At 56.3% G+C, this 17214-nt stretch carries 16 protein-coding genes and 1 tRNA gene; 12 read left to right on the plus strand and 5 right to left on the minus strand.

The window, feature by feature from the left end; all coding sequences use genetic code 11:
- Window positions 1-28: 28 nt before the first annotated feature.
- Window positions 29-787, minus strand: coding sequence for a hydroxyacylglutathione hydrolase (gloB, locus tag LOC22_RS15100; RefSeq protein WP_032102816.1), 759 nt, complete (start codon window positions 785-787; stop codon window positions 29-31).
- A gap of 32 nt (window positions 788-819) precedes the next feature.
- Between gloB and LOC22_RS15105 the strand changes: the two genes are divergently transcribed.
- A complete protein-coding gene (locus tag LOC22_RS15105; RefSeq protein ID WP_017383714.1) occupies window positions 820-1536 on the plus strand; it encodes a class I SAM-dependent methyltransferase in 717 nt (238 codons plus the stop codon).
- Here LOC22_RS15105 and rnhA read toward each other — a convergent pair whose 3' ends face one another.
- Window positions 1537-2115, minus strand: a complete 579-nt coding sequence (rnhA, locus tag LOC22_RS15110; protein WP_160840538.1) for a ribonuclease HI — start codon at window positions 2113-2115, stop codon at window positions 1537-1539.
- On the opposite strand from rnhA, the gene dnaQ reads away from it, so the two are divergent.
- The 9 genes from dnaQ (at window position 2069) to LOC22_RS15155 (ending at window position 11171) form a co-directional block, all read left to right on the plus strand.
- On the plus strand, window positions 2069-2800 hold the full coding sequence (gene dnaQ, locus LOC22_RS15115) for a DNA polymerase III subunit epsilon (RefSeq protein WP_003863237.1): 732 nt from the start codon (window positions 2069-2071) through the stop codon (window positions 2798-2800). The two genes, rnhA and dnaQ, sit on opposite strands and share 47 nt — an antisense overlap.
- 132 nt (window positions 2801-2932) lie before the next feature.
- Window positions 2933-3009 (plus strand) — tRNA-Asp (locus LOC22_RS15120).
- Window positions 3010-3396: 387 nt separating this feature from the next.
- A complete protein-coding gene (locus LOC22_RS15125) occupies window positions 3397-4116 on the plus strand; it encodes a FadR/GntR family transcriptional regulator (protein ID WP_015571386.1) in 720 nt (239 codons plus the stop codon).
- Window positions 4113-5126: an ABC transporter ATP-binding protein gene (locus tag LOC22_RS15130; RefSeq protein ID WP_015571385.1), complete on the plus strand. Its 1014-nt coding sequence runs from the start codon at window positions 4113-4115 to the stop codon at window positions 5124-5126. Before LOC22_RS15125 ends, LOC22_RS15130 begins: the two co-directional genes overlap by 4 nt.
- A complete protein-coding gene (locus tag LOC22_RS15135) occupies window positions 5123-6205 on the plus strand; it encodes an ABC transporter ATP-binding protein (protein WP_032652644.1) in 1083 nt (360 codons plus the stop codon). Before LOC22_RS15130 ends, LOC22_RS15135 begins: the two co-directional genes overlap by 4 nt.
- Window positions 6206-6207: 2 nt before the next feature.
- Window positions 6208-7722 carry an ABC transporter substrate-binding protein gene (locus tag LOC22_RS15140; protein WP_023295959.1) on the plus strand — a complete coding sequence of 505 codons (1515 nt, stop codon included), beginning with the start codon at window positions 6208-6210 and terminating at the stop codon, window positions 7720-7722.
- An 18-nt stretch (window positions 7723-7740) separates the two neighbouring features.
- Window positions 7741-8682, plus strand: a complete 942-nt coding sequence (locus tag LOC22_RS15145; protein WP_015571382.1) for an ABC transporter permease — start codon at window positions 7741-7743, stop codon at window positions 8680-8682.
- Window positions 8683-8684: 2 nt separating this feature from the next.
- Window positions 8685-9560: an ABC transporter permease gene (locus LOC22_RS15150; RefSeq protein ID WP_015571381.1), complete on the plus strand. Its 876-nt coding sequence runs from the start codon at window positions 8685-8687 to the stop codon at window positions 9558-9560.
- 9 nt (window positions 9561-9569) lie between these two features.
- Complete coding sequence (locus LOC22_RS15155) at window positions 9570-11171, plus strand: gamma-glutamyltransferase family protein (RefSeq protein WP_023295960.1); 1602 nt, start codon at window positions 9570-9572, stop codon at window positions 11169-11171.
- Window positions 11172-11256: 85 nt separating this feature from the next.
- Here the strand turns inward: LOC22_RS15155 and LOC22_RS15160 are convergent, their stop codons facing one another.
- On the minus strand, window positions 11257-12027 hold the full coding sequence (locus LOC22_RS15160) for an amidohydrolase (protein ID WP_017383119.1): 771 nt from the start codon (window positions 12025-12027) through the stop codon (window positions 11257-11259).
- Between the two features lie 107 nt (window positions 12028-12134).
- The gene (fadE, locus tag LOC22_RS15165) at window positions 12135-14579 is read right to left on the minus strand and encodes an acyl-CoA dehydrogenase FadE (RefSeq protein ID WP_015571378.1); all 2445 of its coding nucleotides are present in this window, start codon (window positions 14577-14579) and stop codon (window positions 12135-12137) included.
- Window positions 14580-14818: 239 nt separating this feature from the next.
- On the opposite strand from fadE, the gene lpcA reads away from it, so the two are divergent.
- A complete protein-coding gene (gene lpcA, locus LOC22_RS15170) occupies window positions 14819-15397 on the plus strand; it encodes a D-sedoheptulose 7-phosphate isomerase (RefSeq protein WP_003863232.1) in 579 nt (192 codons plus the stop codon).
- A 48-nt stretch (window positions 15398-15445) separates the two neighbouring features.
- Complete coding sequence (locus LOC22_RS15175) at window positions 15446-16213, plus strand: class II glutamine amidotransferase (protein WP_017383120.1); 768 nt, start codon at window positions 15446-15448, stop codon at window positions 16211-16213.
- Here LOC22_RS15175 and dpaA read toward each other — a convergent pair.
- Entirely contained in the window at window positions 16184-16924 is a 741-nt protein-coding gene (dpaA, locus tag LOC22_RS15180; protein WP_006810008.1) for a peptidoglycan meso-diaminopimelic acid protein amidase, read from the minus strand. The genes LOC22_RS15175 and dpaA overlap by 30 nt on opposite strands.
- Window positions 16925-17214 lie beyond the last annotated feature (290 nt).

Below are 17214 nucleotides of genomic sequence, written 5' to 3' on the forward strand. Positions count from 1 at the left end.
GGCGAAATTTTGAAAAGGCAACCCGCAATTATCTGAAGTTATCTTTCTTTGACCTTAACCATGCAAATCGCGCTTCAGGTTGTAACAAATTTGTTTCTTGATTAATTTTATTAATTAAATCAACATCATCAGTTCTTAAAAATAAATTTATTTGTCGCTCATTTTTCAGAATTACGGGGAGTGTTTTTTGGTTTTTTGCACGTAACTCCTTCACTTTCTGGTAATAATCCTGAATCGCCCGATCCTCAGGCAGCACGCTTGCAGCAAACTTCATATTCCCTAATGTATACTCATGTGCGCAACAAATTACGGTGTCGGCTGGCAGCGCATTAATTTTTTGTAAAGATTGATACATCTGTTCTGGCGTGCCTTCAAACAGCCTTCCACAGCCGCCAGAAAACAGCGTGTCGCCACAAAACAGATAAGGTTTGCTGTAGAAACAGAGATGACCGGAAGTGTGACCTGGCGTAGCAAATACGGAAAACTCCCACCCGAGGATGAGGATACTTTCGCCTTCTTCGACAACTTGCGTTGTACCCTTATCCTGTGTCTCTGCTGGTCCGTAGACGGGTAGATGGGGATAGCGCGCAAGGAGATCGGGAACACCGCCGACATGATCGTGATGGTGATGGGTAAGGAGGATCGCCTCCGGCTGCCAGCCGTTTTCTTTTATCGCGTGCAGGATCGGTGCGGATTCGCCTGGATCAACAATGATGCATCTGCGATCGTCGTCGACTAAAACCCAGATGTAATTGTCCTGAAAGGCGGAAATACTGATAAGATTCATGCATTACCTCTTATAGCGTGGCGGGTGTTTTGATGAAACCGGCAAGGATACCTCAGACTGTCGCACCACCGGAACGTTGGGCAGAGTTGCCCTGGGGTGAATATTATCGCGAGGCCTTAGAACTTCAGCTTAAACCCTGGCTCGCGAAAATGTATGGTTTTCACCTGCTTAAGATTGGCAATCTGAGCGCAGAAATCAATACCGAAAGCTGCGCTATCTCGCATCAGGTCAGCGTATCGCTTAATGGCTCCCCGGTTCAGGTGAAAGCGGATCCGCTGCATTTGCCGTTTGCGGAAAAATCCATTGATGCCTGTCTGCTCGCCCACACGCTGCCCTGGTGTAGCGATCCCCATCGTCTGCTGCGGGAAGCCGACCGCGTTTTGATTGATGACGGCTGGCTGATCCTGAGCGGTTTTAATCCGCTGAGTCTGATGGGGCTACGTAAACTGACGCCCGTTCTGCGTCGCACGCCGCCTTATAACAGCAGGATGTTTACCATGATGCGCCAGCTGGACTGGCTTTCACTGTTAAATTTCGAAGTGCTAAGCTACGGGGGTTTTCAGGTCATCCCCTGGACGCGTAAAGGCGGGGTCTTATTAAGCACCCATTTACCCGCGCTGGGCTGCATGCAATTTATTGTCGCGCGTAAGAGGACGATCCCCCTTACGCTCAACCCGATGAAGCAAAGCAAATCAAAAACGCGGATCCGCCAGACCGTGGGGGCCACGCGGCAGTACAAAAAACCGTGATCAGGATTCAGGTTGATAACCTGCATCCTCATGGGTTGGGTTGGATGCCGCCGCGCGAGCCAGCTCGTCACAGCGTTCGTTTTCAGGATGACCGGCGTGCCCCTTTACCCACTCCCATTTGATTTCGTGCTGACCGAGGGCGGCATCAAGACGCTTCCAGAGATCGACATTCTTGACGGGTTTTTTCTCTGCCGTTTTCCAGCCACGCTTTTTCCAGTTGTGGATCCATTGGGTAATGCCCTGGCGGACATACTGGCTGTCGGTACTCAGCACCACGTCACAATGTTCTTTTAACGCTTCCAGCGCCACGATGGCCGCCATCAACTCCATGCGGTTGTTGGTGGTCAGGAAATAGCCTTCACTAAATGTTTTTTCATGCTGGCGATAGCGCATAATGGCGCCATAGCCGCCGGGCCCTGGGTTACCGAGACAAGATCCATCGGTGAAAATTTCTACCTGTTTACGCATCTCTGGTAGACTTCCTGTATTTGAAACGTTCAGTAAAACGATAAGTCTGACATAAATGACCGCTATGAGCACTGCAATTACTCGCCAGATTGTTCTTGATACCGAAACCACCGGTATGAACCAGATTGGCGCCCACTACGAAGGGCACAAAATCATTGAGATTGGTGCCGTTGAAGTGGTGAACCGTCGCCTTACGGGCAACAACTTCCACGTTTACCTTAAACCCGATCGGCTGGTGGACCCGGAAGCGTTCGGCGTTCACGGAATTGCCGATGAGTTTTTGCTGGATAAGCCCACCTTTGCCGACGTCGCAGATGAATTTCTCGACTACATCAGAGGTGCGGAACTTGTCATTCATAACGCGTCGTTCGATATCGGCTTTATGGACTATGAGTTCAGCAAGCTCAACCGTGATATTCCGAAGACGAATACGTTCTGTAAAGTCACGGATAGCCTGGCGCTGGCAAGGAAGATGTTCCCCGGCAAGCGTAACAGTCTTGATGCCCTGTGCTCTCGCTATGAGATAGACAACACCAAGCGAACGCTGCACGGCGCGTTGCTCGATGCCCAGATCCTGGCCGATGTCTACCTGACCATGACCGGCGGGCAAACGTCGATGAAATTCAGTATGGAAAATGAATCCCAGCAGACGCGGGATGAAGGGGGAATTCAGCGCATTGTGCGTCAGGCGAATCGCCTGCGGGTTGTTTTAGCCAGTGATGAAGAACTGATGAACCATGAATCTCGTCTCGATTTAGTGCAGAAGAAGGGCGGAAGCTGTCTGTGGCGCACGTGAAAATGTGCTGAAACGTTTGTTAAATCACCGTTTGGGTGAATTTTGCAGCAAACGATTCAAAACCTGAGAAAAAGCGTTGACGAGTTCAGAGGCAAACCGTAATATTCGCCTCGTTCCCCAAACGGGAACAGTGGAGCGGTAGTTCAGTCGGTTAGAATACCTGCCTGTCACGCAGGGGGTCGCGGGTTCGAGTCCCGTCCGTTCCGCCACTATTCAGAAAGCCTGAGTCAGAAATGATTCAGGCTTTCGTCGTTTTATAGTCCCTCGAATATTGTTTATTCCTCTTTTTATTTCCATTAACAAAAAGTTAATAAATACGGTGCATTTTATTAACAAATGCACGATTTTAGTGCATTCTTTGCACTGTTTTTGTGCGTTTTTTGCCCATCCTTACCTTCGCGCCCATCTTCTTATGTAATAATTATGTAAAATAATTGGTAGGAAATCATTCGGTTACCGATCATTTTTCAGAAAATTAACGAACCAATACGCTATTGGTTCGTTAATTGCTTAATTACTAGCACGTTAAGTTCTGCGTCATATCAATAACTTATTATTAATAAAAATAAAGCAATGATGAAAGCGAGCGAACCAATATGGAAAAGCCTTCACGGTTTTTAGCTAATTCCAGTACCGCGCTTGAGCAGCTGCGCGGGCTTATCAACCAGCACGAGTCAACACCAGGCATTCCGCTGCCCACTGAACGTGAGCTGTCGGACACTCTCGGCGTAGGCCGACGTGAAGTGCGTCGCGCGCTGGACGTGCTGGAAGAGGAAGGGCGTATCTGGCGCAAGCAGGGCAAGGGTACCTTCATTGGTCCATCTGCCCCGGTTGAGCCGTTGGCGCTTCAGGGATTGGTTCAGCAAACCAACCTGCTGGAAGTCATGGAAGCTCGACTACAGCTCGAACCCGGCTTAGCCCGACTTGCGGCACTGCGTGCCACCAGGGAAAACCTCGCGCTCATGCAGCGTATGCTGGAACGCATTAATAAGGTCAGCCCTGATGACCGCGATCTCAACGAACTGTGGGATAGCGCCTTCCACCGCGCCATTGCGGAGGCAGCAGGTAACCGCCTGATGCTTGGGCTTTTTGATGCGATAGATGCCGTCCGCCGGGAGCCTGGCTGGCAGCATTTACGCGAACTTGCCCGCACCCCTGAACGTGTCGATAGCTACAACGACCACCATCACAAAATCATGTCAGCGATTATTCATCGCCAGCCTAATGAAGCAGCTGCCGCCATGCGCGAACACCTGCTCAGCCTGCAAACCGCCCTGATTCAGGCTATCCACCTTGAGGACGATTCCACGCTATGACGACGATACCCTTTAAGGACTCCACGCCCGTACTGCGGCTGCAAAACCTCAACGTTAAATTCGCGGGCTCGCCGGTGAGCGTGCTCGACGATATCTCGCTGACGGTCAGGGCGGGAGAAACGCTGGCGCTGGTAGGCGAGTCCGGCTGCGGTAAAAGCATCACTTCCCTGGCGCTGATGGGGTTATTACCTGCCAGCGCCAGGATCGTCAGCGGGGAGATGAATTTCCGCCGCCAGGATCTGCGCAAGCTCTCGCCGCGGGAGTATGCCGATCTGCGCGGCAGCGAGCTGGCGATGATATTCCAGGAGCCCATGACCTCGCTCAACCCGGCCTTCACGCTTGGCGATCAGCTCAGTGAAGCGGTGATGCGCCATCAAACGATCTCCCGGGCTGAGGCGATGACGGTTGCGCTACAGATCCTGGAGAAGGTGCAGATCCCGGCCGCAGAGATGCGCCTTAAGGCTTACCCGCATCAGCTTTCCGGCGGTATGCGCCAGCGCGTGATGATAGCGATGGCGCTGATAAACCATCCCAAACTACTCATTGCTGACGAACCCACTACCGCTCTGGACGTGACCATTCAGGCGCAAATTCTCTCCCTGCTCAATACTTTAAAAGAAGAAACGGGCACGGCGGTGCTGATGATCACCCACGATTTAGGCGTGGTGGCTGAAGTCGCGCAGCAGGTGGCGGTGATGTATGCCGGACAGGTAGTGGAGCAGGGGAGTGTTGAAGCCCTGTTTGCCGATCCGCAGCACCCCTATACCATTGGCCTTATGGGTTCCCTTCCTTCTATGGGTGCGCGTAAAGGCCAGCTATCAACTATTCCCGGATCGGTCCCGCTGCCGGAATCCATGCCTCAAGGCTGCCGCTTTGCCACCCGATGTCCCTTCGCGCAGACGCGCTGTCATGCTGAAAAACCACCGCTCACTACGCTCGGTACGGGCCATCAGGTTGCCTGCTTCCGCGTGCCGCTCGAACACCACATTGCCCTGGGAGAGACCGCATGACTATGCCCATTCTTGAAGCCCGCGATCTGAGCAAGCTTTTCCCCGGCCCGAAAAAACTGTTTACGCCGGCCCGCTTTGTCACCGCTGTCGACCGAGTTTCGATGTCGGTGATGCCTGGCGAAACGCTGGCAATTGTCGGCGAGTCGGGTTCCGGGAAATCCACCCTTGGTCGTCTGCTGCTGCGCCTGCTAGGCGCCAGCGAAGGGCGGGTATTTTATCAGGGTGAGGAGATCACCCACGCCTCGGGCGCCCGTCTGAACCAGCTCCGGCGTGAGCTACAGATCATCTTTCAGGATCCCTTCGCTTCGCTGAACCCGCGCATGACGGTGGAGCAAATTGTCGGTGAGCCGCTGTGGCTGCATCAGAACATGAAAAAAACGGATCGCCAGTACCGCGTCTCCGAGCTACTCAGGACGGTCGGCTTGCCCGCGGCCTGGGCCGGGCGTTATCCACACGAATTTTCCGGCGGGCAGCGTCAGCGTATCGGCATTGCGCGCGCGCTGGCGTCAGGCCCAAAGCTACTGCTGGGTGATGAGCCGGTTTCTGCGCTGGACGTTTCCGTTCAGGCACAGGTGGTTAATTTACTGGAAAGCCTGAAGCACCAGTTGGGGCTAACGATGGTGATCGTCGCCCACGGGCTGGCGGTTATCCGTCATATGAGCGACCGCGTGGCGGTAATGTATCTTGGGCAAATCGTCGAGCTGGCCACCGTCGACGACATCTTCGACGCACCGTTGCATCCTTATACCCAGGCGTTGATTGCCTCAGCGCCGCAAATGCAGCCAGGCGTAGCGCGGGATACGCCGCTGTTGCAGGGTGATTTACCGAACCCGGCTAACCCGCCGTCCGGCTGCCGTTTCCACACCCGTTGCCCCTACGTTACAGATGAATGTCGCCAGATCGAGCCGATTAATCAGGTGCTCGACGGCGGACGTCAGGTTGCTTGCCATCGCTGGCAGGAGATCAATCGCGATCGCAGCGTTATCCAGATCGCACCGCCATCCGCCGCTTTTCTGCGCCGCCGCGCGCTGTTTGAACACGCGGCCACTCACTCCTCCCTTCCTTCAAGGAACTCATGATAATGACAATGCGTAATTCTCTTTTGACCGTACTGGGAAGTGTTATGTTGCTTGGCGCGGCGCTGCCCGCCCATTCTGAAAGCGTGCTGCGGATCGGCCTGGGGGCCGACCCGGATATGCTCGACCCGCATCTGGCGCGCACCTACTATGGCCGTTTCGTGTTTGCCTCCCTGTGCGACAGGCTGGTGGACGTCGACGAGCACCTGAAAGTGGTGCCGGGTCTGGCAAAATCCTGGGCCTGGAGCGAAGATGGCAAAACGCTGACTATGGATCTACGCGAAGGTGTGACCTTCCACGACGGTGAAAAATTTGATGCCGCTGCGGCAAAATACAACCTCGACCGCGCCCTGACCCTCAAAGGCTCCCTGCGTAAAAGCGAGATCTCATCCGTTGAATCGGTCGAGGTCACCGGCCCGATGCAGATTGCGCTGCACCTGAAAACACCGGATGCCGCGCTGCTAATGCAGCTCACCGACCGCGCGGGCGCGATGATGGCACCCGATGCGGCGAAAAAGCCTGACTTTGCCGCCCATCCCGTCTGCTCCGGTCCATACAAATTCGACAGCCGCGTGTCGCAGGACCGCATCGTTCTGACCCGCTTCGACAACTACTGGAACAAAGACGCCTATCACTTCGACAAAATCATCTATCTGCCGATCCCGGATGCCTCCGTGCGTCTCGCGAACCTGCGCGCGGGCGATCTTGACCTGACCGAGGGCATTGCCGCCAGCGACGTCAAAACCGTCGAAGCCGACAGCAAGCTGGCGCTGGCGAAGGTCACCGGTCTGGGCTATCAGGGGATCACCTTCAATATTAACAACGGCAAGGTGCCAGCCAACGATCCGTTCAAAGATGCCCGCGTGCGCGAGGCGTTTTCTCAGGCAATCGATCGCGATGCGTTAAACCAGGTGGTCTTTGAAGGGCTCTACACCCCGGCAAATCAGGCGTTTTCACCGGTCAGCCCGTACCACGTTAACCTGCCGGTCCCGCCGCGCGACGTCGATAAAGCCAAAGCGCTGCTGAAAGCCGCCGGTGTGACCACGCCGCTGAGCGTCAATCTGCTGGTGCCAAACAACCCAACCTCGCAGCAGGTGGGACAGGTATTGCAGGCGATGGTGGCAGAGGCGGGCTTTAACCTGAACCTGCAAATGACCGAGTTCGCCACGCTGCTGGATCGCCAGCAGAGCGGTGACTACCAGTTGAGCTTCTCCGGCTGGTCGGGGCGCCCGGATCCGGATGGCAGCATTTACGGCTTTATCAACAGTAAAGGCACCCTGAACGACGGCCGATACAGCAACGCGCAAATCGATGAATGGCTGACTCAGGCGCGTCAGAGCACCGACCAGGCCGCACGCCAGCCGCTGTACGACAAGGTGGTGAAGCAGCTCCAGACCGACATGCCGATTGCCTACCTCTACTTCGAGCCGCGCATTTTTGGACTGAACAAGAACGTGCAGGGCTTTAAGCCGTACCCGGACGGCATCGTGCGTCTGGCCGGTTTGACGCTGGCAAAATAAACGTCCTGAGGAGAACCCATGCTGGAACTGATTTGCAAACGTCTGCTGCTGGCCGTCCCGACGCTATTGCTGGTGAGCATGATGGTGTTCGGGCTGCAAAAGCTGCTGCCCGGCGACCCGCTGATCGCCATGGCCGGGGAGGAGCGCGATCCGGCGGTCATTGCCCAGCTGCGTGCTGAGCTTAATCTGGATGCGCCGATCCCCGTGCAGTATTTCCATTGGCTAACGCGCGCGCTGCAGGGCGATCTGGGCGTCTCCTTGCGCACGCATGAACCGGTCACGCAGCTGATTGCCAGCAAGCTGCCGGTCACGCTGGAGCTCTCTCTGCTGGCGATGATCATCGCGCTGGTGTTTGGCATCAGCATGGGGATCCTTGCGGCGGTGAATAAAAACAGCTGGGTCGATCACGGGGCGAACTTTGTGGCGATCTCGGGGATATCAATTCCGCACTTCTGGCTGGGGATCCTGCTGATTCTGGTCTTTTCGGTGAACTTGCAATGGTTACCTGCGTCCGGTTATGTGCCATTCAGTGAAGATCCGATCCAGAACCTGCGCACGCTGCTGCTACCCGCGTCCGTGCTCGGAACCGGACTGGCGGCGACGCTGATGCGCCATACCCGTGCGTCGATGATTGCGGTACTGAAGGCGGATTACATCCGCACCGCGCGCGCTAAGGGGCTGCTGCCGAAAGCAGTGATCCTGAAGCACGCCTTTCGCAACGCGCTGGTGCCTGTAATCACCCTCACCACGCTTCTGTTCGGCGAGCTACTGGGCGGCGCGGTGCTGACCGAGCAGGTCTTCACCATTCCGGGCTTTGGCAAAATGATCGTCGACTCGGTGTTCAATCGTGACTATGCGGTGGTGCAGGGCGTGGTGCTGATCGTGGCGATCGGCTTCCTGATGCTCAATCTGCTGGCCGACGTGCTCTACGTCCTTATCAACCCGAAAATGCGAGGTTAACCATGGCGGAACTGACGACGCAAACCGTTGCCCCCACGCTGCCGCGCGCGCAGAACCGGGTGCTGAAGAAATTTCTCGGCAATAAAAGCGCGGTGATTGGCGCGCTTGTGGTGGGCTTTTTTGTCCTGGTGGCGCTGCTGGCGCCGTGGATCGCCCCCTTCGACCCGGTCAAAGCCAACTTCCTGGCGGTGCGCAAAGCGCCGTCGGCGATGTACTGGTTCGGCACCGACGAGCTGGGGCGTGACATCTTATCCCGCATTATTTGGGGGGCGCGCACCTCGCTGATGGCGGGCTGTATGTCGGTCATTATTGCCGTGGTCATCGGCGTGCCGCTGGGGCTGGTGGCGGGCTACTTCCAGAAGATGTGGGACGGCGTGATCTCGCGCTTTATTGAGGCCTTGCTGGCCTGTCCGTTCCTGATCATGGCGATCGCGCTGGGGGCATTTTTGGGCCCAAGCCTGACGAATGCGATGATCGCCATTGGTCTCTCGGCAATGCCGATTTTCGCCCGGCTGACGCGCGGCCAGGTGATCGCCATTCGCAACGAAGAGTATATCGACGGCGCGCGGGCGATTGGCCTGCCGGATCGCTGGATCATCATTAAATACGTCCTGCCAAACGTGATGTCGCCGATCCTCGTGCAGGCCACGCTGGCGATCGCCTCGGCGATTATCGCCGAAGCCAGCCTGTCGTTTTTGGGGCTGGGACAGCAGCCGCCAAATCCGTCCTGGGGCTCCATGCTCAACACCGCGAAAGGGTTTCTGGAGCAGGCTCCGTGGATGTCCGTTTTCCCCGGCGTGGCGATTTTCCTTGCCGTGCAGGGCTTTAATCTACTCGGCGACGGGCTGCGCGATGCGCTCGATCCGCGCCACGACTAAGGAGTCATGATGACCAAAGCGCTTGATTTTACGTCCGGTTACGATTCACGCCGCCCGCCGATGCTGGGCCATAACGCGGTTGCCACGTCGCAGCCGCTGGCGGCGCAGGCGGGGATGAAGATGCTGCAACTGGGCGGCAATGCCGTCGATGCAGCCATTGCCACCGCGATGGCGCTGACGGTGGTTGAGCCGACCGGCAACGGGATCGGCAGCGACGCCTTTGCCATCGTCTGGGACGGTGAAAAGCTTCACGGCCTCAACGCATCAGGCCGCTCGCCGGCCAGCTGGCATGCGGATCTGTTTGCCGGAAAAAGCGCAGTGCCGGAAATTGGCTGGGACGCGGTGACCGTGCCGGGAGCGGTATCCGGCTGGGTCGCGCTGGCGGAGCGCTTCGGCACGCTGCCGCTGACCACGCTGGCGCAGCCTGCCATTGACTACGCGCGCAACGGCTTTCCCGTCTCGCCGCTGATTGGTCATCTCTGGCAGCGAGGCTATAGCAAGCTGAAAGATCAGCCGGGCTTCAGCGCCTGCTTCGCGCCGGAAGGCCGCGCCCCGCGCGTGGGGGAAATCTTCCGTAACCCGGCGCAGGCGAACTCGCTGGAGCTGATTGCGAAAACCAACGGCGACGCGTTTTACCGCGGCGAGCTGGCGCAGAAAATTGCCGCCTTTGCCAAAGAACACGGTGCGCATCTGACGGCAGAGGATCTGGCAAACCACCGCGTGGACTGGGTTGACCTGCTGTCGCGCGACTTCGCGGGCGGCTCGGTTCAGGAATTGCCGCCAAACGGTCAGGGGATCGCCACGCTGATTGCGCTCGGCATTCTTGAGCAGTGCGGCATTGAGAAGCACCACCCGGACTCCGTGCAGTCTCTGCACCTGTCCATTGAGGCGATGAAGCTGGCGCTGGCAGATCTCGATCGCTACGTGGCGGACGAAGAACACATGGCCTTCGCGGCGAAAGAACTGCTGAGCGACCATTACCTGAAGTCGCGCGCGGCGCTTATCAACCACGATAAAGCTTCTGATTTTGTGTATGGATCGCCGACGCAGAGCGGGACGGTTTACGTCAGCACCGCGGATGCGAGTGGGATGATGGTCTCGTTTATTCAGTCCAACTATATGGGATTCGGTTCAGGGATCGTGGTGCCGGATACCGGGATCAGCCTGCAAAACCGGGGCTGCGGCTTTGTGCTGGATCCTGCGCACCCGAACGCGCTGGCGGGCAGCAAGCGCCCGTTCCACACCATCATTCCGGGATTTGCGATGGACGGCAACGGCAAGCCGCTGATGTCCTTCGGCGTGATGGGCGGCCCGATGCAGGCGCAGGGGCACATGCAGATGGCGCTGCGCATTATGCTGCACGGGCAAAACCCGCAGGCGGCAATCGATGCACCGCGCTGGCGCGTGGTGCAGGGCAGGGAGGTGATCGTCGAATCAACGTTCGATCGCAATACTATCGCGGCGCTGCGCGAGCGCGGGCATCAGATCGTGGTGGAAGATCCGCTTCAGGATTATAACTTCGGCGGTGCGCAGGTGATTTACCGTATGCCGGAAGGGCACTACGTGGCCGCGACGGAAAGCCGCAAAGACGGGCAGGCGCTGGTGAGTTAATTAACGCCCGGTGGCGCTGCGCTTACCGGGCCTACGCTGTGCTTTTTGTAGGCCGGGTAAGGCGCAGCCGTCACCCGGCTTTTTTTCAACCAATGCTAAACGGATCTGCATCCTGCCAGGCCGGAAACTTCTCCCGATACTCCTTTAACGCCGTTAACGAGATCTCAGCGTCAATTCGTGTTGCCTGATGCGGCTCGGCGGTGGCAATAATCTCACCCTGCGGACTTATCACCCGGCTGTCACCGCGATAGTGATGCCCGTTGCCGTCCGTTCCCACGCGGTTACAGCCAACGACATAAGCCTGATTTTCAATCGCGCGCGCGGTCAGTAAAGCCTGCCAGTGCAGGGAGCGTGGGGCGGGCCAGTTGGCGACGTACAACGCCAGGTCATAATCGTTGCGGTTGCGCGACCACACCGGGAAGCGCAGGTCATAGCAGACCAGCGGCAGAATACGCCAGCCGCGCCATTCAAATACCACGCGTTCGCTTCCGGCTTCATAATGTTGATGTTCGTCCGCCATGCGGAACAGGTGGCGCTTATCGTAGAAATGGACTTTTCCTTCCGGCTCAACCAGCAGGAAGCGGTTGACCGGTCCGCGCCCGGTCTGGAGTGCGACGCTACCGGCAATCAGCGCATTTGTTTCCTGCGCCCTGGCGTGCATCCAGGCCACCACCTCGTCCTGCGGCATGGACTGTTTTGCTGCCTCCATCGCGAAACCTGTGGTAAACATCTCCGGCAGGACAATCACATCGCGTCCGGTAATCTCTTCCAGCTGGCGATCAAAATGGCGAAGGTTGGCGGGGCCGTCCATCCACACTAAAGGTTGCTGCAAAACAGAAATCTTTAAACCAGGCACGATACAGGCTCCTTAATAAACACTTTTTGACACTGTAGCACGTCATTACCAGAAAATGTGGCAATAAAAAACCCCGCGCGGGGCGGGGTTTGTGGGAGCAAAAGGCCTTATGCCGCTTCAGGTTTGCGGTGCTTCTCTGGCAGCTTTACCGGCTGTGTCGCCAGCTCTTCAGGTTCGAAATCATCCACATTAATACTGCGCAGACGGCTCTCTTCGGCTTTCACCAGAATCGCAGCTTCGCTGTTGTCGATGATGCCACCCGCCAGCGCCTGTTTTGCCAGCTCATCCAGTCGTGTAAACGGCAGGTTTTTGCCCAGCTGTTTGCAGATCTTCTGGTGAATCGGGTCGGCGGCCATCACGTCAAGCAGCGCCTCTTCCAGCAAACCTACCGGGTTATGCGGGGTAGGTGCCAGATATTGACCCCGACCAATACGAGAGCGGGTTGCGCTTGGTACCTGGAGGATTTTTGCCACTTTGTGATCCAGCTTGTCGGACGGCGCCAGGTGATGACGACCGGTCGGGAAGATCACCGCGCGCAGGGCACCCGCTACGAAGCGGTTCGGGAAGTTCGCCAGTAGATCGTCAATCGCCTGTTCGGCCTGATACATCGCATCCTGCACGCCCCAGTGCACCAGCGGCAGATCCGCTTCCTGACGGCCTTCATCGTCGTAGCGTTTCAGCACCGCAGAGGCCAGGAAGATCTGGCTCAGCACATCACCCAGACGGGCGGAGATGCGTTCGCGACGCTTCAGGCTACCGCCCAGGACGGCCATTGAGACGTCAGACAGCAGGGCCAGGTTGGCGCTCAGACGGTTCAGATGCTGGTAGTAACGTTTGGTCGCATCGCCGGTTGGCGTCGCGCTGGTCAGCCCGCGCGTCAGGCCCAGCCAGAAGCTGCGCACCTTGTTGCTGCCGACGTGACCGATATGTTTGAACAGCAGCTTGTCGAAGGCATCCACATCATTATTCTGCGCGGCAGCCATCTCTTCCAGCACGTAAGGATGGCAACGAATCGCACCCTGGCCGAAGATCATCATGCTGCGGGTCAGGATGTTTGCCCCTTCCACGGTGATGGCAATCGGCGCACCCTGATAGCCGCGCGCCAGGAAGTTGCCTTCGCCGAGCATGATACCTTTACCGCCTGCGATATCCATTGCATCAATAATTGACTGCTGTGCGCGGTGGGTACAGTGATACTTCACAATCGCTGACAGCACGGCGGGTTTTTCGCCCAGCATAATGCCGTAGGTAATCAGCGAGGCTGCGGCGTCCATCACGTAGGCATTGCCCGCAATACGCGCCAGCGGCTCTTCGATACCTTCCATCTTGCCGATGGAGATTTTGAACTGACGGCGGATATGCGCGTAAGCCCCAATCCCCATCGCCACCGATTTCAGACCGCCGGTTGAGTTCGACGGCAGGGTAATGCCGCGGCCCACAGACAGACATTCCACCAGCATACGCCAGCCCTGCCCGGCCATTTTCGGGCCACCGATGATGTAGTCAATCGGAACAAAGATATCCTGACCGCGGGTAGGACCGTTCTGGAACGGCACGTTCAGCGGGAAGTGACGGCGACCAATTTCAACGCCCGGAGTCGAGGTTGGGATCAGCGCACAGGTAATACCCAGCTCTTCTTCACCGCCCAGCAGTTTTTCCGGGTCAGAGAGTTTGAACGCCAGGCCCAGCACCGTGGCGATAGGTGCGAGGGTGATATAACGTTTGTTCCAGGTCAGGCGCATGCCCAGCACCTGCTGGCCCTGCCATTCGCCCATGCAAACCACGCCGGTATCAGGAATTGCGCCGGCATCGGAGCCTGCCTCCGGGCTGGTCAGCGCGAAGCACGGAATTTCCTGACCACGCGCCAGACGCGGCAGGTAGTGATCTTTCTGCTCTTCCGTACCGTAATGCTGTAACAGCTCGCCCGGGCCTAAGGAGTTTGGCACGCCAACGGTGATCGCCAGGATCCCGGAGACACCCGCCAGTTTTTGCAGCACCCGAGCCTGAGCGTAAGCGGAGAACTCCAGACCGCCGTACTCTTTCTTAATGATCATCGCGAAGAAGCGATGCTCTTTCAGGTATGCCCACAGCTCAGGCGGCAGGTCGGCCATTTCGTGAGTGATGGCAAAGTCGTTTGCCATGCGGCACGCTTCTTCTACCGGACCATCAATAAAGGCTTGTTCTTCGGCGGTCAGACGCGGCTGCGGATAGTTGTGAAGCTTTTTCCAGTCGGGGTTGCCCTGGAACAGATCGCCTTCCCACCAGGTCGTACCGGCGTCAATCGCTTCTTTCTCTGTACGCGACATCGGCGGCATCACTTTACGGAATCCCCTGAACACCGGCGCAGAGATCATCGACTTACGCATCGGCGTCAGGTTGAACGGCAGCAAAATGATGGCCAGGGGAACAAGGACCCAGATATTCCACAGACCAGCGACGCCAAGTGCAGCCGTCCAGGCCAGAAGAATCAGGCTACTCAGGAATAAACTGACACGGTGATAGAACAACACACCGAGCAGCACAACGGTTGCGAAAATGCTCAAAATCATCATAAAGAAAAGCTCCCTTGCTTGTAGGAGGTCTGACCACTTGTGATGATATGGTTGTAGTTGATGTCATTTCCTTTAGCAATGTGTTTACAAAATAATTACAACCTGGTTCACATTGTTCGCGTTTTAGCCGGCACAAAAAATCAAAACGCCGGACGATTCGCATGGCTTTAGCTTCTCGCTTTTACTGCTATCCGGTACACTCCACTGTGTTATTTCATCAATACTGAAGGATTATCCTCATGTACCAGGATCTTATTCGTAACGAACTGAACGAAGCGGCGGAAACGCTGGCGAATTTTCTGAAAGATGATGCCAATATTCACGCTATTCAGCGCGCGGCGGTCCTGCTTGCCGACAGCTTCAAAGCCGGCGGTAAAGTGCTCTCCTGCGGTAACGGCGGTTCCCACTGTGACGCCATGCACTTCGCCGAAGAGCTGACCGGACGCTATCGTGAAAACCGTCCGGGCTACCCGGCGATTGCGATTTCCGACGTGAGCCACATCTCCTGTGTAGGCAACGACTTCGGTTACGACCATATCTTTTCCCGCTACGTTGAAGCCGTAGGCCGTGAAGGCGACGTGCTGCTGGGTATCTCCACGTCCGGTAACTCTGCTAACGTGATCAAAGCGATCGCCGCCGCGCGTGAGAAGGGCATGAAAGTGATCACCCTGACCGGGAAAGATGGCGGTAAGATGGACGGTACAGCGGACATTGAAATCCGTGTACCACACTTCGGTTATGCGGATCGCGTTCAGGAAATTCACATCAAAGTGATCCACATCCTGATCCAACTGATCGAAAAAGAGATGGTTAAGTAAGACTTCGCTGGGGGGCGCCGGTGCCCCCCGCTGTTGTGGAGGTGATCTATGTGCGAACTGCTCGGGATGAGCGCCAATGTGCCAACCGATATCTGCTTTAGTTTTACCGGGCTGGTTCAGCGCGGTGGAGGAACCGGGCCGCATAAAGACGGCTGGGGTATTACCTTCTACGAAGGCAAAGGATGTCGCACGTTTAAAGATCCACAACCCAGCTTTAACTCACCCATTGCCAGACTGGTGCAGGACTATCCTATTAAATCCTGTTCGGTGATCGCCCATATCCGCCAGGCCAATCGCGGCGAAGTGGCGCTGGAAAATACCCATCCGTTTACCCGTGAACTGTGGGGCCGTAACTGGACCTATGCGCACAACGGGCAGCTTTCGGGCTATAAGTCGCTGGAAACCGGCAATTTCCGTCCTGTCGGTGAAACGGACAGCGAAAAAGCATTTTGCTGGCTGCTGCACAAGCTGACCGAGCGCTACCCCCGTACGCCCGGCAACATGACCGCCGTTTTTAAGTACATAGCGTCACTGGCGTCTGAGTTACGCGAGAAGGGCGTCTTTAATATGCTGCTGTCTGACGGGCGCTACGTGATGGCGTTCTGCTCGACGAATCTGTTCTGGATCACCCGACGTGCGCCGTTTGGCGTCGCCACGCTGCTCGATCAGGATGTGGAAATTGATTTTCAGAAGGAGACCACACCGAACGATGTGGTCACTGTCATTGCAACGCAGCCGCTGACCGGCAACGAAACCTGGCAAAAGATCATGCCAGGCGAGTGGGCGCTATTTTGTCTCGGGGACCGCGTAATTTGACGCCAGCTGCGGCTGAACCACTTCATGGCTGAGCGGTTTACTCACCACGTAACGGCCATTGACGATGGACACCACCGGCGGCTTATGGGTCTGCTCGAAGTAGTCATAGCCCGGTTTTAGCTGTTTCCAGAAATCTGTGTAAACAGAGTACTTATGGCGCGCCATGTTCGCATCCGTCATACGGAACGGGTAGATGCTGACCTGAACATTCGGCTGGCCGAAGACCAGTGCGCCCGTGACAAACTGGAAGATTTCATCAATGCCGGAATCCGTCATCGCATAACAACCGACTGACACGCAGGCACCGTGAATCATCAGGTATTTCCCTTCGTAACCGTGTGCACGGTCGAAGGCATTGGGGAAACCGATGTTAATCGCTTTATAGAACCGGCTGTCCGGTTTTAGCTGGTTACGCTGAACGTTGTAAAACCCTTCCGGACTTTTGAAGTCACCCTGGCGCTGTTTCGGCCCCAGCCCGCCAGAATAGTTACAGATTTTGTAGCTATCGAGCAGCTGATACGTCTCGCCCATTTTGACAAACAGATCGAGTGTGCGCTCTTCCTTGAAGATTTGAATATAAACCGGGGATCCCATCAACTGCTGTTTATACTCTTTGCTGACCGGCGTCGTTGAACTATTACTGCCAAGCAGCCCGGCAAACGACATGCACGGTATCAGAAGCATCGCAATGAACAATGCGATTTTACGCATACTACTGGTTCCTTGATAAAACAATGACCAACTTGCCAGAACGGCAAAAGACACCCGAAATCAGACTAATCTGGACAGGAGCGCTCACATTAGCACCGATGGAGATTTTCGCAAGAGCCAACCTTTGCGTTTACAAATTAGTTTTACTTTATAACCCATTCACATTGTCCTGACTCCAGGAACTTTGCGCAATAGCTCGCATTTCAGCGCGTCAGACGGCGGATTTGCTGCCCCTGGCAGAGCCGAAAATGGTACACTTCGGCCTCTCTGGATTGTTGTTCATGGATACC

It is taken from the genome of Enterobacter sp. AN-K1, assembly GCF_020971765.1.
GTDB classification, from domain to species: domain Bacteria; phylum Pseudomonadota; class Gammaproteobacteria; order Enterobacterales; family Enterobacteriaceae; genus Enterobacter; species Enterobacter hormaechei_C.

What these genes read in the sequence shown, in the direction of transcription:
- LOC22_RS15130 (WP_015571385.1), top strand. Translation starts at nt 4,113, where the DNA reads ATGACGACGATACCCTTTAAGGACTCCACGCCCGTACTGCGGCTGCAA.
- LOC22_RS15135 (WP_032652644.1), top strand. Translation starts at nt 5,123, where the DNA reads ATGACTATGCCCATTCTTGAAGCCCGCGATCTGAGCAAGCTTTTCCCC.
- LOC22_RS15175 (WP_017383120.1), top strand. Translation starts at nt 15,446, where the DNA reads ATGTGCGAACTGCTCGGGATGAGCGCCAATGTGCCAACCGATATCTGC.
- LOC22_RS15140 (WP_023295959.1), top strand. Translation starts at nt 6,208, where the DNA reads ATGACAATGCGTAATTCTCTTTTGACCGTACTGGGAAGTGTTATGTTG.
- LOC22_RS15145 (WP_015571382.1), top strand. Translation starts at nt 7,741, where the DNA reads ATGCTGGAACTGATTTGCAAACGTCTGCTGCTGGCCGTCCCGACGCTA.
- LOC22_RS15155 (WP_023295960.1), top strand. Translation starts at nt 9,570, where the DNA reads ATGACCAAAGCGCTTGATTTTACGTCCGGTTACGATTCACGCCGCCCG.
- fadE (WP_015571378.1), bottom strand. Translation starts at nt 14,579, where the DNA reads ATGATGATTTTGAGCATTTTCGCAACCGTTGTGCTGCTCGGTGTGTTG.
- LOC22_RS15105 (WP_017383714.1), top strand. Translation starts at nt 820, where the DNA reads ATGAAACCGGCAAGGATACCTCAGACTGTCGCACCACCGGAACGTTGG.
- LOC22_RS15125 (WP_015571386.1), top strand. Translation starts at nt 3,397, where the DNA reads ATGGAAAAGCCTTCACGGTTTTTAGCTAATTCCAGTACCGCGCTTGAG.
- gloB (WP_032102816.1), bottom strand. Translation starts at nt 787, where the DNA reads ATGAATCTTATCAGTATTTCCGCCTTTCAGGACAATTACATCTGGGTT.
- LOC22_RS15150 (WP_015571381.1), top strand. Translation starts at nt 8,685, where the DNA reads ATGGCGGAACTGACGACGCAAACCGTTGCCCCCACGCTGCCGCGCGCG.
- dpaA (WP_006810008.1), bottom strand. Translation starts at nt 16,924, where the DNA reads ATGCGTAAAATCGCATTGTTCATTGCGATGCTTCTGATACCGTGCATG.
- dnaQ (WP_003863237.1), top strand. Translation starts at nt 2,069, where the DNA reads ATGAGCACTGCAATTACTCGCCAGATTGTTCTTGATACCGAAACCACC.
- lpcA (WP_003863232.1), top strand. Translation starts at nt 14,819, where the DNA reads ATGTACCAGGATCTTATTCGTAACGAACTGAACGAAGCGGCGGAAACG.